Here is a 14,684-nt window from a genome sequence, read left to right on the forward strand (position 1 = left end):
TTGTAATTGAATGAAGATACTTCTTAGTATCCAATGACCTTAAGTCAAAAATTTAAAGTTAATATTTTTTCTGATCCGGCTAAGAGATTGTTGCGTTATCCCCAAGTAAGAAGCCACATCACTTAAAGGAACTTTAAGCATTAGGTCTGGGTGGTCGGAAATAAACTTGTGATAACGTATTGTGGCTTCTTCTCCCATTAAATGGTTTCTGGCTTTAATTTTTTCCATCAGGGTTTTTTGGGTAATATTTTCTATCAGATTCTTAAAGTGGGGTAGTTTCTCAAATAATTCATTCAGATTTTTCCTGGAAAATACCAAAACCCGCGCAGAAGTTGCAGCAATGATTTCTTCCCTTGAAATAACTTCATCTGTAAAACTGTACAGGATTGTACAAAATTTATTTTCTTTAATAAAAAAATGAATGACTTCGTTCCCTTTTTCATTAGTGGAGACGATCTTTAAAATACCATCCAGTACAAAGAACAGATCTTTTGCGATTTTTCCTTCCTGCAGGAGAATAGTTCCCACTCCCATTTCCTTTATTTCCATATATTGACATATCAGGTCAAAATCTTGTGTTGAAATTTCCCTGATAGAATTTAGAAATTGATGAAATGTCTGAATGTCCTTTTTCATGCCTGAATCAAGCCTTTACACAAAGGTATTACAATTATTGATGCAAAGCATAGTCAATTTCTATCTATTAGTATTCTGATTATTTTGTAGTTTTGTATTATAATTTAAATGCTTTGATATGGTTAATTTAGAGTGGTACCGTACGTTTAAAGAGATCTACAAGACGGGAACGTTAACCGGAGCTGCGGAAAGTTTGTTCATTTCACAGCCTGGTGTAAGTCTTCATCTAAGCTCACTTGAGGCTTATGTAGGATATAAACTCTTTGACCGGACCGGAAGAAAAATGATTCCCACAGAAAGAGGGAAGGTGCTTTATAATGCTGTTTTTGAACCGCTTTTAAAGCTTGAGAATGTAGAGAAAAACTTTCAGAAATCAACAGAAAAGCATACACCGACAATTAGTGTAGGGATGTGTTTTGAGACTTTTCAAACTACTTTGGAGCAATATGTTTCCTCTTTACCTTTTAATTTGATCATCAGCTTCGGGGAGTATCCGGAGATGCTGGATCAGCTTGATAAAGGGATTCTCGATCTTATTATAACACCCAAAAAGGGATCATCACTGAATATTGAGCATGAAGCATTTTCATCCGAACAGATTATTCTGGTGGGGGGGAAAAGATGTAGATACCGATGCTTTTAAAAAGGTTCTTAAAACCAAAGATCCTGATAAGATAGAAGAATGGCTTAAACAGGAGAAATGGTATGGGACAACAGGTGATATGGAACATTTATTCCAATTCTGGATCCTGAATTTTGGACATAAACCTAATTTCCGTCCCAATTATATCGTTCCTAATCTTAATTCTATTATCCGTTGTCTGAAAGGAGGGACAGGATTGGCTGTAGTTCCTGATTTTTTATGTAAAAACGAAATTGAAAGCGGAGATGTAAAATTGATCTGGGAAGGAGATAAAAAGCTGGAAAATACTTTATATTTCGGATGCCGGAAAAAAACAAGTTATCAGGCAGAGATCGGGCATATCAAGAAATTATTCAGAGAAGTGATGAGTTAAAAACTCTAAAACGACCATATCCCGCATCTGAGTTCCATTTTCAAAAATAGGATCCGGATAGTTTTGAATAAAAAAGTCTTTGCGTATTCCTTTTTTCACAAAACCGTTTTTCTCATAAAAGCGGATTTGCCGGAAGCCTGTATCTGAAGTTCCTACTAATAGGGAATGAAAGTGATTCTTGTTTGCTATTTCCTTCGCTTTATCGATTAAAAGACCACCAATACTTTTTCCCTGATACGGGCTGTCAACTGCTATGTTTTTAATTTCCAATTCAGTATTATTAATCCGGTAAAGGGCCATTACGGCTATCGATCGGGACTTTTCTTTAAGAACATATACATCACAATCAAATATGTATTTATGGATTGCTTCCACAGTTTCATCAGCCAGCAGAAGCAATTCATAGGGCATCTCTGAAGAGGCGTCAATCTTAATCAGTGTGAACGGATCCATTATATTGCCATATGGATAATAGGATAATTTTTTCCGGAGCCATCTTTTTCTGATCTTCCTACTCTTTTAAACCCCATTTTCTCATAAAAGCCAATCGCCTGGGGATTTTGCTCATTGACATCCAGCTTTGTAAAACCGATCTGATCTTTCATAAACTGATATAATTTTTTTCCGTATCCTTTTCCTCGGAAATCATCATGGATAAACAACATTTCAAGAGTATCCCCGGCAACTGATGCAAATCCCTTTGCTTTATTATCTTCCGTTATCAGGTAAACATCTAAATGAGGCAGATAATCTCTAGGAATCACTTCCTGAAAATAATTAAAATCCTCTTCTGCAAGAAAATGATGGGTTGCTTTCACTGATGAAGCCCAGATTTCCATGATTCTGGGATAATCCTTTGATTCTGCCTTTATAATCTGATAGTTCATTATCTTAATTTTTGTGCAAAAGTAAATAATTTTTAAATTTCATAAAGCAGGGATTTAAGGTGTAAAATTTCAATTTTTTGTTGCAAATTTGTTAGACTTTATGTTAAAAATTAAAATAAAGAATTATGCAGAAAAAAATGTACACAGGGCAGCCGGTTGTTACTTTAAATAACGGAATTGATATTCCGGCACTAGGATTCGGAGTATGGCAGATTGATGATCTGAAAGTTTGTGAAGATGCTGTGATCAAAGCTATTCAAACGGGCTACAGAATGATCGATACTGCATCTATATATCTTAATGAAAAGGCTGTAGGAAGCGCAGTGAGAAATAGTGGTGTGAATAGGGATGAACTGTTCATCACCTCAAAACTTTGGGTGCAGGATCATGGGTATGAAAAAGCTAAAGCGGCATTTCAAAGAACACTGGACAGATTGCAACTTGATTACCTTGATATGTACCTTATTCACTGGCCTTTCGGGGATTTCTTAGGTGCGTGGAAAGCATTGGAAGAATTATATCATGAAGGAAAGATCAAAGCGATTGGAGTATGTAATTTTACAGTGGAAAAACTAGAAGAGTTAAAAGCGAATTCGACTGTTCTTCCAGTGATCAATCAGATTGAATTGCATCCTATTTTCCAGCAAAAAGAAATGGTAGCTTATGACCGTGAAAATAATATTGTAACGGAGCCATGGAGTCCGCTTGGAAACGGAAATGCTGAGCTTCTACAAAACCCTGAGCTAAAATCAATTGCAGAAAAATATTCCAAAACAGTAGCGCAGGTTATTTTGAGATGGCATCTACAGGAAGGTTTTGTTATTATTCCGAAATCCATTACTCCATCCAGAATTGAGGAGAATTTTAATGTGTTTGATTTCAGCTTAACAGAAGATGAAATGAATATCGTTCGTTCGCTGGATACGGGTAAAAGACTGTTCTTTGATCCGAAAGATCCTGAATGGGAGAAGAAAATGCTGAATTCTATAGCAGATATCTAATATAAGATCTATCAGTTCCCACAGCTCCTGAGGTTTTTACAGAAATAGTCTGTATGCTTGTGAGATCTGTGGGAATTGTTTTTTTTAAGTAGATATATCTACTGAGATGGAGCAGTATCTATTTTTTGTACTTTAAAATAAAATAATTTGTATGTTCTGGTCAAATACACTCGTTGAAAAATTAAACATAAGATATCCCGTTATTCAGGCTCCTATGTTCGGAGTAAGTACTCCTGAGATGACGGCGTCAGCTTCAAAGGTTGGTTGCTTGGGAACTCTGGCATTAGCTGATTTATCTGCGGAACAATCCGTTGAGTTGATTAAGGCCACAAAAGAACTTGCTGACCAGCCATTTGCCGTTAACATTTTTACCCATAATATCCCTCCGATCACAGACTCCATACGACAGAAATACATAAAGACCAAAAATTTTATTGAAGAGCTTGCGGCAGAAAATAATCTGGAGGTCAGCCTTCCTGATCTCGAAGATCTTAAAGTGAACACTTATCACGAGCAAATTGATGCCATCATTGAAGAAGGATGTAAGATCCTGAGCTTTACATTTGGAAATCTTGACGATAATAGCATTCAAAAATTAAAAGAAAATGGAATAACCCTTATTGGAACGTGTACTTCAGTGGAAGAAGCTTTGATCCTGGAGAAATCTGGTATTGACATAATCTGTGTTCAGGGAATTGAGGCTGGAGGGCATAGGGGAACATTTGACGGAGATCGGATCCCGCAGATCGGAGGTCTGTCTCTTTTATCACAGGTATTCGATCATGTGAAGGTTCCTTTGATTTATGCAGGTGGAATTTATAATGGAAGAACTCTATCGGCGGCAAATGAACTTGGAGCAAAAGGGTTTCAGGTGGGCAGTATATTATTGGCTTCTCAGGAAAGCGCATTGCAGTCATTTGAGAAAGAAAGATTAAAGAAAGTAAAAGAAGACGAAATTCTTTTGACCAGAAGCTTCTCGGGACGTTATGCAAGAGGGATAAGAAATAGATTTATTGAAGCTCTTGAGAATTCTGATTATATTCTGCCTTACCCTTATCAAAACAAGCTGACAGGGATTTTAAGAAAAACGGCAAAGCTTAATGGTAATGTGGAGTTTGTGAATATATGGCTAGGGCAATCGGTTCATCCGTACAGTGAAGCATCCACCATGGATATTTTAAAAAGGCTGATTCTTGATGTTGAAAAAATATCCTGAAAAATTGTCTATTTTTGCAGGCTTTAAGCCCAGCATATATGAAAAGAATATTTTTACCTTTAGCTTTATTGTCAATGCTTGCATGTGGTAGTGATAGTGAAACATTGGATACTATTGATCCTAATGTAGGGACAATAATCGGGAAGTGGTATATTGAAAAATCTGAATTGTATACTTCAAAAGATCATCAGACAAAAACCAATTTTTCTACAGATTGTCAGAAAAAAAGCACGCATGAGTTCAGGCAAACCAATATGACTTCAACAACTTATGGCCAGCAAGGTACTGCGTGTATTCAGACTGATGTTGTTACCAGAAACTATACTTTTGATAAATCAACCGGTCAATTTTGGTATGAGGGGGAACAGGATTATCCATATTTCGTTACAAAACTTACCCAATCCGAAATGATCATGGAAGACCGTACCCAAGATATGGATGGCGATGGAATAAATGATGTGATCAGAAGGTTTTTTACCAGAATAAATTAAAAAAAGCTCCTTTCGTCCGAAAGGAGCTTTTTTTGAAAATAAAGGTCGTTATTTATTTATTCGTTGAACTCAATAATAAGCTGATCCATCGGGCTGCTGTTTGAATTGGTTACAGTTCCAGCCATATCATTCCATTTTCTTTCTCCACCAACCAGAATGTGTGTGGCTCCTTCTGTACCTCCGGCGTTATTAGGCTCTCCGGATGCGAACCAGTTTTCAGTTGTTGCCGGATTCGTGGACCAATTGATTCTGAACTCTTCCCCGGTGATCCATTGTAGCTGGTCGGGGTTTCCCGGTCTTCTGATCTTATTGAATCCTATCCAAATATTGTTGGCCAGATTATATCCAGTTCCGGATGCTACAATATTTGTATTTACCCATGCTCTTTCTGTATCACTGGGCATTGTTACGAGATAGCCTCCCATTTGCTTTCCAAAGTTAAACGCATTAAACCAGGTAATAGGTTGAGAAATCTGGTACGCACAATAGGTATGGTTATTAACAGCCCATTTTTTACATCCGAGTTCTGTAGCTGTTCCCCCTCCCGGAACTGGTCCTGGCGGAATTTGTCTTTTGGAGACAGGCTGGGGATCATATCCCAGAATCGTGGAATTGAAACCTGATGATCCACCACCGTTCAATTCATTTCTCGAAATTTTTCTTACATTCCCGGCTGCATCTGCCGAGAGAATAACATCATTTTCAGTCCCCTGATTTAAAGTTCGAACCCTTAGCTCTCCATTTACATCAAGAGTTTTTGTGGGCTGGGTTGTATTAATCCCTACTTGTGCTGATATTGCCATAGGCAATAGCATAAAAAACAGTAATTTCTTTTTCATTGCTGTGTATTATTTGATATAAAAGTAATTAAAAATATTCAAGTTATCAAGAGGAATATTGTTTTAATTTACTGTAAATCATTGATATATGATTTTTGTTTTGTGTTTTTTTTATTACTGATTATATAATTTGTTTGAAATTATTTTTTATAATTTCATTGCATCTTAATTATTGTAATTGAAAATATTGCCACTTAGAATAATTTTTAATCTAACCTTAGAAATTTTTCAATATCTAAACTGATGAAAATTTCTCGTTGGAGTTTACTATTTTATTTCTAAGTATAAAAAAGCTTCCCTCTTTTAAAGAGGGAAGCTTTTTTATAGGTACATGAATAATGTAATTTTCTATTTTGTGAGATCTAAACCACCAAAGTTACCCGAACTCATCATTAGGAAAACACCTTGCTTTTTATCCAGAATATCCCAATACGCATGAAGCTCCTCCGCATTGGTAAATACTTTTAAATGGTCGTTTTTAAATTTTTCTTTAATCAGATCAGGAGATATCGGGTCCATTCTTTTAATCTTTAAGGCATCTTCAGAATAGAATACAATAGCCTCATCCAGGCCATCCATGGCATGATCATATTGCTCTAAGAAAGCAGGATTTAAACTTGAATAGGTATGCAGTTCAAGGAATCCGTATTTTTTTTCTCCTTTAAACTGTTCATTAAAAGCTTTTACCGCAGCTTTTACTTTACTTGGAGCGTGGGCAAAATCCTTGTAAAGAATGGCTTTATCTGCTCTTTCTACTTTTTCAAGCCGTTTTGAGGCTCCTTTAAAGCTCATAATTGCCTCGTAGAAATCTTCATCCATAATACCTAGCTGACGGCAGATGTTTCTGGCTCCTTCCAGATTCAAAAGGTTATGGGCTCCAAAAACAGAAAGCGGAATATCTCCCATTTCAGTTTTTAACAGGACCTGTCCATTACTGATCTCATACTCCGGAGTTTTATAGGGTATTTTTCTGAAATAATTTTCCGCATTGTCCACTACTTTTACCACTTCCGGATCTTCTTCATTGTATACTAATACACCACCAGGAGTGATGCTGGCTACAAATTTTCTAAATTGCTCTATATAATCATCGAATGTTTTGAACACATTGATGTGATCCCAGGCAATTCCGCTTAAAAGAGCGATGTTGGGCTGATATAATAAAAATTTAGAACGCAGGTCGATAGGGGACGAAAGATATTCGTCACCTTCCAATACCATAAAATCGTTATCAGGAGTTAATTTCACCATACAGTCGAAGCCTTCCAATTGTGCTCCTACCATAAAGTCCACCTCTTTCTGATGAAAATTAAGGACATGCAGAATCATGGAAGTAATGGTGGTCTTCCCATGTGATCCTGCAATAACTACTCTTGTTTTATCTTTAGACTGTTCGTAAAGAAATTCAGGATAAGAGTATATTTTCAGGCCTAATTCTTTTGCTTTTGCCAATTCAGGGTTATCCTGATGAGCATGCATCCCCAAAATGACTGCATCAAGATCTGAAGTGATCTTTTCGGGAAACCAACCCATTTCTTGAGGAAGTATTCCTTTGTTTTCAAGTCTTGATTTTGACGGTTCAAAAATGGCATCATCAGAACCTGTCACCTGATATCCTTTATCTTTTAGTGCTATGGCAAGATTATGCATGGCACTTCCTCCGATAGCAATGAAATGGGTCTTCAATTGTATTTATTATTTTTTAACATTATTATTAATGATCTCCTGAAATGCATTGGTAATATTCGTCCAATTGGTCCTGAAATTCGGCATAATCAGGCTGGCATCCGTTTTACTTCCTTCATTAGGACCTTTCTTTACATTAATAGAAGTCGTTACGTTATCATACAGCTTTTTGTGATCTTCCTGTATCCTTCTGAAGTTATTCTGAGACAAAATGTTATTGAGTTTCTTCAGGTCTTCATCCGAAACCTTAAAATCCTGTTTGATCTTTTTTCCTTCGCCCTCAAAAGAATAGTGTGCAGTATTATCTTTTATAAGCAGGTTTTCATAAGCAGGAGCGTAGCCTCCGCTTTTGGAATAGCTAATGTCGAAATTTGAATATACTTTTTGACTGTTGCATGAAACTAATACTATGATTGCGAATAAGATCTCTATTATTCTTTTCATATGTAATTTACCTTTTTTAATTATCTGAATCTTTCTTCTCTAGTTTTTTAGCTTTTAATTCTTCATCATACTGGTGCAGCAGATTGAAGTCCTCCGTTTGCTCTATGGCAGTCATGATTTTTAATAAAATTTCATGTGCATTTTCTTTATCATAATCAATATCCAGAGGTGCCTTAAACTCCATGGTAGGTTTTACACCGGTAACCTTTACCCGTAATCCTTTTTTATCAAAGGCTCTTCTGAAACCATTGATCTTGATAGGAATTACAATCGGGCGCTGGTTTTTCACCAGTTTTGCTGTTCCTCTACGGCCCTGTGCAAAAGCGGAAGTAGTACCCTGAGGGAAGGTGGCTACCCAGCCGTTATCAAGAGCCTTCATTATATTATCAACCTCTGTGAGGTCTACCATTCTGTTTACATTTTTTCCTTCCGCACGCCATGTTCTCTTTACCGTAACAGCACCTGCAATTTTAAAAATTTTAGGAAGAATTCCTTTGTTCATGGTTTCTTCTGCTGCCACATAGTAGAAATCAATCTTTGGATTGAGGAGATAGATCGGATTTTTAATGGTATTTAAATAGCCATTATTTACAGCACAGAACGCGTGGTACATTGCTGCAACATCTGCAAAATAAGTCTGATGGTTGGATACAAATAACACATTGGAATCGGGCAGATCAACAAGGTGTTCAGTACCGGTTATTTTTAGCTTATTAAAACCATTGAATCTTCTGTAAGAAACAAATCCTAAAATAAAAATAACTAACCTTTTCAAAAAGTAAGGTGTCCCGAATGCATCGGTGAAAATATTTTTCTTCGCCATCTCTCAATTAAACACGGTTGTGCAAAGTTACATTTTTTTCAGCAACTGACTGAATTCACTTAATATCATTGCTGTAGCTCCCCATATGATATATCCATTGAAATTAATGACCGGAACTTCATGTCCTCCGGCACTTGGCAGAGCCATAATTTCAGGCTGGTCGGGAAGATTTAAAAACGAAGTAATAGGAAACTCTATGGTTTCTACTGCTTCACTTTGTTGTAAAACGAAAGTGGGGTTCTTTTTGGTATATGAAATATAGGTATATACGTAAAAATTACTTGGAGGAATATAAATAGGGGACATCTCTCTTATGATCCTTACGTAATGTTTATCTATTCCTATTTCTTCTGAAGTTTCACGAATAGCAGTGTCGGCAAAATCCCGGTCCATTTCTTCGCGCTTTCCGCCAGGAAGTGATATTTGACCGCTGTGTCTGTCGTGCTCATTAATGGTCCTTTGAATCAGAGGGAAATACCATTCATCATCTTTTAAATACAAAACAATATTTACTGCCGCGAATTTTGGATTTTTCTTTAAGATTTCATCATGGTTGAAAACAGGACGATAAGGTGGAGAAAATACGCCGTGAGCATTCTCTCCTGGTAATTCCACACTTTTAATTTTTCTTAATAAATCTTTTCCAAAACTTTCCATAGCTCAAATTTAGCAATATATCCTGAAGAATGGAATAGCCATTAACATTAATTAACCATATGGTTTTGAAAAATTAAAGATGAAAAAATTAAAGATACCGGACGCGAATAGGCTATTGATGCTGCTGAATTCATCATTGTTTAACCTGTACTGTCGGGCTGTGCTTTACTTTGAAATTAACCGAGTTGGCAATGAAACAAAATTCATTAGCTTTTTGATGAAGTTCCACCGCTTTTTCAATCATGGATTCATCCGTCACAATTATTTCAGGATGTAAGGTTACTTCTGTAAAATGGCCGCTTCCATTGGCGGTTTCTGCCATGATTCCGGTTGCTTTATCTGTGTATTCAGTTAGGATAACTCCCGCTTCCGAACAAAAATGGAGATACCATAACATATGGCATGAAGATAAGGATGCTAAAAAAAGCTCTTCAGGATTATGTTTGGTCTTATCGCCCCTAAATGCCGGATCAGAAGACCCATCAATAGTAACTTTATTTTCTATTGAGATGGTATAGCCTCTATCGTAATTCCGGTAGCCGCTGGTACCTGTTCCTTTATTTCCGGTCCATTCAATGGAAGTGGAGTAGTGGTGTTCCTTGTTCATGTTTTTTTGTGTTTATTAAAACAGGTACTAATTTAAATAAAAAAACCTCCAGAAAACTGGAGGTTGTAATTTTGTATTAATTGGAATATCCTGATACTTCTTCTTTCTTAGAGTTATAGATCTTGTATTCCAAATATTTAAAAGAATCCCTTGGGATGATGGTTACCCATTTTTTATATTTTACAAACCATTTCATCTGGATGCTCTTAATTCCTTTTGTAAGATAAGCTTCCACGAATGGGTGTACATGCAGGTAAAGTTTTCCTTTTTCCTTTTGCATGATGTTTCTAATGGTTTCTTCCATTCTTTCCACAATAACAATCGGAGCTACGATTTCTCCGTCCTTGTTAGGGTTTTCTTCTTTGGTTTCGATTTGTTTTTCCGGACGGTTTCTCTGTCTGGTAATCTGTATCAATCCAAATTTACTTGGAGGTAAAATTTTGTGGCGAGCTTTGTCGCGCTTCATTTCTTCTTTCAGATGTTCATACAAATCTCTTCTGTGATCGGCGTTCGGCATATCGATAAAATCGATTACAATAATACCACCCATATCACGAAGGCGCAATTGTCTTGCAATTTCTGTTGCGGCCATTTTATTCACGTTGAGAGCGTGTTCTTTATTGGCTGCATTTCCGGTTGTAATGTTATTCCCGGAGTTCACGTCGACTACGTGTAAAGCTTCCGTATGTTCAATAACAAGGTAAGCTCCTTTAGAACTTGGAATGTTGACGTGTTTTCCAAAGCTTTGTTTAAGCTGTTTTTCAACATTGTAATATTCCAGAAGAGGAATGTGAGAATCATAAAACTGAACAATATTTTTTCTTTCAGGGGCAATTACTTCTACATAATTTTTCATTTCTTCCACCATTTGTTCATCATCACAAATGATACTTACGAAATCCTGATTAAAATTGTCCCTTAAAATAGCTGAAGCCTTATCTTCTTCGCTTAAGACCTTAGATGGAACTTTATTTTTCTGGATATTTTTAAAAGTACTTTCCCATTTCTGAATCAGCTGATTCATATCGTTATGCAGATCAGCCACTTTTTTTCCTTCGGCAACGGTTCTTATGATCACACCAAAACCTTCAGGTTTGATACTCTCGATAAGAGTTCTTAGTCTTTCTTTTTCCTCAAAGCTTTTAATCTTTTTGGAAATAGAAACTTTGTTGTCGAAAGGAATTAAAACCAAAAAACGTCCTGTTAAAGATACCTGGGTAGAGATCCTTGGCCCTTTTGTGGAGATAGGCTCTTTGGTAATCTGCAGCAGGACAATGTCATCCTTTGCAATGACCTTATCCACAGTTCCGTTTTTGTCTATTTCGGGTTGTATCTCGAAATTTTTTAAGCTTGAAGAACTTTGCTTTTTAGAAATGGTGTCCTTTAAAAATTTTCTATAAGTAAGATATTGTGGCCCCAGGTCCTGATAATGCAGAAACGCATCTTTGTCGTAACCTATATTTACGAATGCGGCATTAAGGTTAGGTGCCAGCTTTTTTACCTTTCCTATAAATAAGTCTCCAACTATAAAATCACTTTTGTCCTCTTCCTCATGAAGTTCACATAGTCTTCCGTCTTCCAGTAATGCAATCTTTGTAAGTTCATCCTCATGCGAAACTATTAGTTCTTTCTTCATTTTGTTATAAGATAAAATTGTTAAGATTATAGGAAACAGGCATGGTTTTCTTTAATAAATGCATGTATAAATTTACGAATTCATAATGAAAGTTGTGTTATTTATTTCAATGAAATAAAACCTGTCCCGATCTTTTGGGAATCCTATAGTTATAAATAAAAATATAGTCGGTGTAGATTAAAAAATTAAAAACACCAACTATATTAATATATTTTTAAATCTCGAAAAAGGAGATTATTTTTTCTTATGTCTGTTCGCTCTTCTTCTTTTCTTTCTTTTGTGAGTTGCAACCTTGTGTCTTTTTCTTTTCTTTCCGCTTGGCATAATTTTAAATTTTTTAGTAACTAGTTAATATTCAGTTAATTTTTATTTTACTGCAACTTTAGTTTTTACTTTCTCAACAAAAGATTTTGATGGTTTGAAAGCAGGAATATTGTGAGCAGGGATCTCAATTGCAGTGTTTTTAGAAATGTTTCTTCCTGTTTTAGCAGCCCTTGTTTTAATTATAAAAGAACCAAAACCTCTTAGATAAACGTTATCTCCATTATACATAGAAGTTCTGATCTCCTGCATAAAAGCTTCTACAACTTTCTGTGTTTCATTCTTTTCTGTTCCCAACTTATTTGAGATGGTGTTTACCAATTCTGCCTTTGTCATTTCCTTTTTTAATTTTAAATTTTAGGTGTGCAAATTTAGTTAAAAAAATTGAATACTAGCAAATTAGTGGTAAAAAAAATTTCGGTAAACGGTTGATGGTTTTATATTTACTCTCTATATATATTACGTAATGATGTTTTTTACATGCTGGAATTGTAATATCCGTTTTCTACGCAAAAGCGGATCAGGTGAAGTTTTGTCTTTAGTCCCAGTTTTTCCGTTAACCTGTTGATGTAGGTATCAATCGTTCTCGTACTAAGATTAAGTTTCTCTCCGATTTCCTTATTACTAAAGCCTTCATAGCAAAATTTCATCAGCTGGATCTCTGTGGAAGAAAGCTCTTCCTGGCTCTTTTTTTGCCGTTCCATATACTCCATAACAGCAAGGGGTTGCTGTTCCCATTCTTTGGAATATGCTTCATAGTTGAAGGTGTCTGACGCTACCTGTCCTTTTATGATATCTCGTATGATATTACTTTTCTTTTCGCAATAATAGATATTGGGAATTTTGGAAAGTATTTCAGCCATATCTTCCTGATAGGTTCCTGAATAGGTAATAATGGGAGTTTCGGAATTGCTTTTACGGATGTATTTTATCGCTTCAATTCCGCTTAATACAGGCATAAATAGTTCAATGATAAAGACGTCTTCCTGTCTTCTGTAAATTCTGTTCACTAGTTCATGCCCGTTATTACAATCATTGAGAAGCATGTAAAACGGGTTTTCCAAAAGCGTTTTGACAAGTATTTTTTTAAAATAAAAATCGCTGTCTGCTATTGAGAATCGCACAGTATTAGTTAATATTTTACTCACGTTAATATTTAATATCGATTTGGCTTATGATAATTAAATTTAGGGGTCTAAATTAATAAAAACTTATTAAAGTTAAAATTAATCTTAATTTAAATGAAAAATGATCCGTTATATCACGGAAAAGATAGATATTGTGCAGGAAATTTTTTTTTTTATACTTTCACAGACCCAAACAAACCACAAAATATGTCTTCAAATAGAGAGAAAAAATTAAATAAATCAGACGTCAGAATAGGCATTTGGAAGTTTGTTCTGTCTTTTGTTGTCCTGGCTGCTGTTTCTTTCACCAGCGTATTTTTCTTTTTTAAAAGCTATGATGCCCAAACGGAAGGGGTAAGCCGTGATGCGGAAGCCTACAGAGAACTACTGGGCCGCAGCGATATTCTTAGAGTTCAGGTGGATACTATTTTCAGCAGAATGAGCAGGCTCAACAGAGTGGAAAATGATATTTTCCTAAGAAATGATATTATAGACAATGTGAATAATGCTAAAAACATTATGGGAAAAGACAGTGCGGATAATTTTAAGCATTATGCTGTCTTAATGAAACAAATAAGTCCGATGCTGACTTTGAAAAATCGTATTGTAGAGGTTTCCAACCAGAAAAAAATCGCAATAAGAGATGTCAACGGATGCATGGGGAAAGTAGGGAGTATGGAAAAGGTACTGAAGATAGATCCTACCAGAAAGTTTACAGGAAGTCGAAGAAAAAGATAAGTTATGCAGGGACACATCACATTATCCAAAAAAGAAAAGCAATATCAATTTTTTTATTTGATTTTAATGCTTTTGGCAGCACTCATATTTTTAGGAATTATTTTCCTGAAAAGATTCAAATCGCCATTTTCTGAAGATGATATCATTGCCATTCAGAAACTTGAACAAAAAGCCAAATTTGATCAGCAACAAAAATTAACCCAGCGTTTGCAGGATAGTACTTTCATCCAGGTGAGCAGACTTACGGATGAAACCACAGAACCTTTTGTGGAAAATTCTATTCAGACAGGGATTAATGATATTAATAACAGCTTTGGTCCGGAATATATAGACATCAGAAAAGATGCTTATCCCCAGATTGCACAATTCTATAAAATGTATTTTGAGGACAAAAAGATCATCTCAAGAACTACAGAAGATATCAAACTCTTTCAAAAACAGTATCAGGATTGCCTGATCGGACTTAAAGAAACCAAAGACCGTGTCTTTCAGCGACAGAATGCATTAAAAGAAAGAACCCAGTAAACGGCAAAAACTAATACTCAATCAATCACACATC

The 14,684-nt window shown here is 35.7% G+C and carries 17 protein-coding genes and 1 pseudogene; 6 read left to right on the top strand and 12 right to left on the bottom strand.

The features are described from left to right. Positions 1-39: 39 nt before the first annotated feature. Complete coding sequence (locus ACJ5H0_RS19175; RefSeq protein WP_411251500.1) at positions 40-636, bottom strand: Crp/Fnr family transcriptional regulator; 597 nt, start codon at positions 634-636, stop codon at positions 40-42. 118 nt (positions 637-754) lie between these two features. Here ACJ5H0_RS19175 and ACJ5H0_RS19180 point away from each other — a divergent pair. Beyond that, positions 755-1,652: pseudogene (locus ACJ5H0_RS19180) on the top strand (LysR family transcriptional regulator). On the opposite strand, the gene ACJ5H0_RS19185 reads toward ACJ5H0_RS19180, so the two are convergent. Both ACJ5H0_RS19185 and ACJ5H0_RS19190 read right to left on the bottom strand, forming a co-directional pair. Further along, positions 1,629-2,105: a GNAT family N-acetyltransferase gene (locus ACJ5H0_RS19185; protein WP_411251502.1), complete on the bottom strand. Its 477-nt coding sequence runs from the start codon at positions 2,103-2,105 to the stop codon at positions 1,629-1,631. The pseudogene ACJ5H0_RS19180 and the gene ACJ5H0_RS19185 sit on opposite strands and share 24 nt — an antisense overlap. Next, entirely contained in the window at positions 2,105-2,539 is a 435-nt protein-coding gene (locus ACJ5H0_RS19190) for a GNAT family N-acetyltransferase (RefSeq protein WP_411251504.1), read from the bottom strand. Before ACJ5H0_RS19190 ends, ACJ5H0_RS19185 begins: the two co-directional genes overlap by 1 nt. 125 nt (positions 2,540-2,664) lie before the next feature. Between ACJ5H0_RS19190 and ACJ5H0_RS19195 the strand changes: the two genes are divergently transcribed. The 3 genes from ACJ5H0_RS19195 (at position 2,665) to ACJ5H0_RS19205 (ending at position 5,247) form a co-directional block, all read left to right on the top strand. After that, positions 2,665-3,540 (top strand): aldo/keto reductase, encoded by an 876-nt coding sequence (locus ACJ5H0_RS19195; protein ID WP_273650842.1) that lies wholly within the window; start codon positions 2,665-2,667, stop codon positions 3,538-3,540. A 151-nt stretch (positions 3,541-3,691) separates the two neighbouring features. Then, positions 3,692-4,756, top strand: coding sequence for an NAD(P)H-dependent flavin oxidoreductase (locus ACJ5H0_RS19200; RefSeq protein ID WP_411251507.1), 1,065 nt, complete (start codon positions 3,692-3,694; stop codon positions 4,754-4,756). 38 nt (positions 4,757-4,794) lie between these two features. Next, positions 4,795-5,247, top strand: coding sequence for a lipocalin-like domain-containing protein (locus ACJ5H0_RS19205; protein ID WP_411251511.1), 453 nt, complete (start codon positions 4,795-4,797; stop codon positions 5,245-5,247). A 56-nt stretch (positions 5,248-5,303) separates the two neighbouring features. On the opposite strand, the gene ACJ5H0_RS19210 is transcribed toward ACJ5H0_RS19205, so the two are convergent. The 9 genes from ACJ5H0_RS19210 to ACJ5H0_RS19250 form a co-directional block, all read right to left on the bottom strand. Further along, on the bottom strand, positions 5,304-6,086 hold the full coding sequence (locus ACJ5H0_RS19210) for a C-type lectin domain-containing protein (RefSeq protein WP_411251515.1): 783 nt from the start codon (positions 6,084-6,086) through the stop codon (positions 5,304-5,306). Between the two features lie 348 nt (positions 6,087-6,434). Continuing rightward, complete coding sequence (locus ACJ5H0_RS19215) at positions 6,435-7,772, bottom strand: UDP-N-acetylmuramate--L-alanine ligase (RefSeq protein WP_411251517.1); 1,338 nt, start codon at positions 7,770-7,772, stop codon at positions 6,435-6,437. A 9-nt stretch (positions 7,773-7,781) separates the two neighbouring features. Next, a complete protein-coding gene (locus tag ACJ5H0_RS19220) occupies positions 7,782-8,216 on the bottom strand; it encodes a hypothetical protein (RefSeq protein WP_172284069.1) in 435 nt (144 codons plus the stop codon). Positions 8,217-8,232: 16 nt separating this feature from the next. Further along, the gene (locus tag ACJ5H0_RS19225; RefSeq protein ID WP_172284070.1) at positions 8,233-9,039 is read right to left on the bottom strand and encodes a lysophospholipid acyltransferase family protein; all 807 of its coding nucleotides are present in this window, start codon (positions 9,037-9,039) and stop codon (positions 8,233-8,235) included. A 27-nt stretch (positions 9,040-9,066) separates the two neighbouring features. After that, complete coding sequence (locus ACJ5H0_RS19230) at positions 9,067-9,696, bottom strand: NUDIX hydrolase (protein ID WP_172284072.1); 630 nt, start codon at positions 9,694-9,696, stop codon at positions 9,067-9,069. A gap of 133 nt (positions 9,697-9,829) precedes the next feature. Further along, positions 9,830-10,303, bottom strand: a complete 474-nt coding sequence (locus ACJ5H0_RS19235; protein ID WP_411251519.1) for an OsmC family protein — start codon at positions 10,301-10,303, stop codon at positions 9,830-9,832. Between the two features lie 76 nt (positions 10,304-10,379). Continuing rightward, entirely contained in the window at positions 10,380-11,939 is a 1,560-nt protein-coding gene (locus tag ACJ5H0_RS19240; RefSeq protein ID WP_172284075.1) for an Rne/Rng family ribonuclease, read from the bottom strand. A gap of 366 nt (positions 11,940-12,305) precedes the next feature. After that, the gene (locus ACJ5H0_RS19245) at positions 12,306-12,596 is read right to left on the bottom strand and encodes an HU family DNA-binding protein (RefSeq protein WP_002984212.1); all 291 of its coding nucleotides are present in this window, start codon (positions 12,594-12,596) and stop codon (positions 12,306-12,308) included. A gap of 140 nt (positions 12,597-12,736) precedes the next feature. Further along, the gene (locus ACJ5H0_RS19250) at positions 12,737-13,408 is read right to left on the bottom strand and encodes a response regulator transcription factor (protein ID WP_172284077.1); all 672 of its coding nucleotides are present in this window, start codon (positions 13,406-13,408) and stop codon (positions 12,737-12,739) included. A 186-nt stretch (positions 13,409-13,594) separates the two neighbouring features. Here ACJ5H0_RS19250 and tssO (ACJ5H0_RS19255) point away from each other — a divergent pair, with 186 nt between their 5' ends. Both tssO (ACJ5H0_RS19255) and tssO (ACJ5H0_RS19260) read left to right on the top strand, forming a co-directional pair. Continuing rightward, on the top strand, positions 13,595-14,125 hold the full coding sequence (gene tssO, locus ACJ5H0_RS19255; protein WP_172284079.1) for a type VI secretion system TssO: 531 nt from the start codon (positions 13,595-13,597) through the stop codon (positions 14,123-14,125). Positions 14,126-14,128: 3 nt separating this feature from the next. Next, entirely contained in the window at positions 14,129-14,650 is a 522-nt protein-coding gene (tssO, locus tag ACJ5H0_RS19260) for a type VI secretion system TssO (protein ID WP_172284081.1), read from the top strand. Positions 14,651-14,684: the final 34 nt, after the last annotated feature.

This window comes from Chryseobacterium proteolyticum (assembly GCF_046591535.1).
Lineage (GTDB): Bacteria > Bacteroidota > Bacteroidia > Flavobacteriales > Weeksellaceae > Chryseobacterium > Chryseobacterium proteolyticum.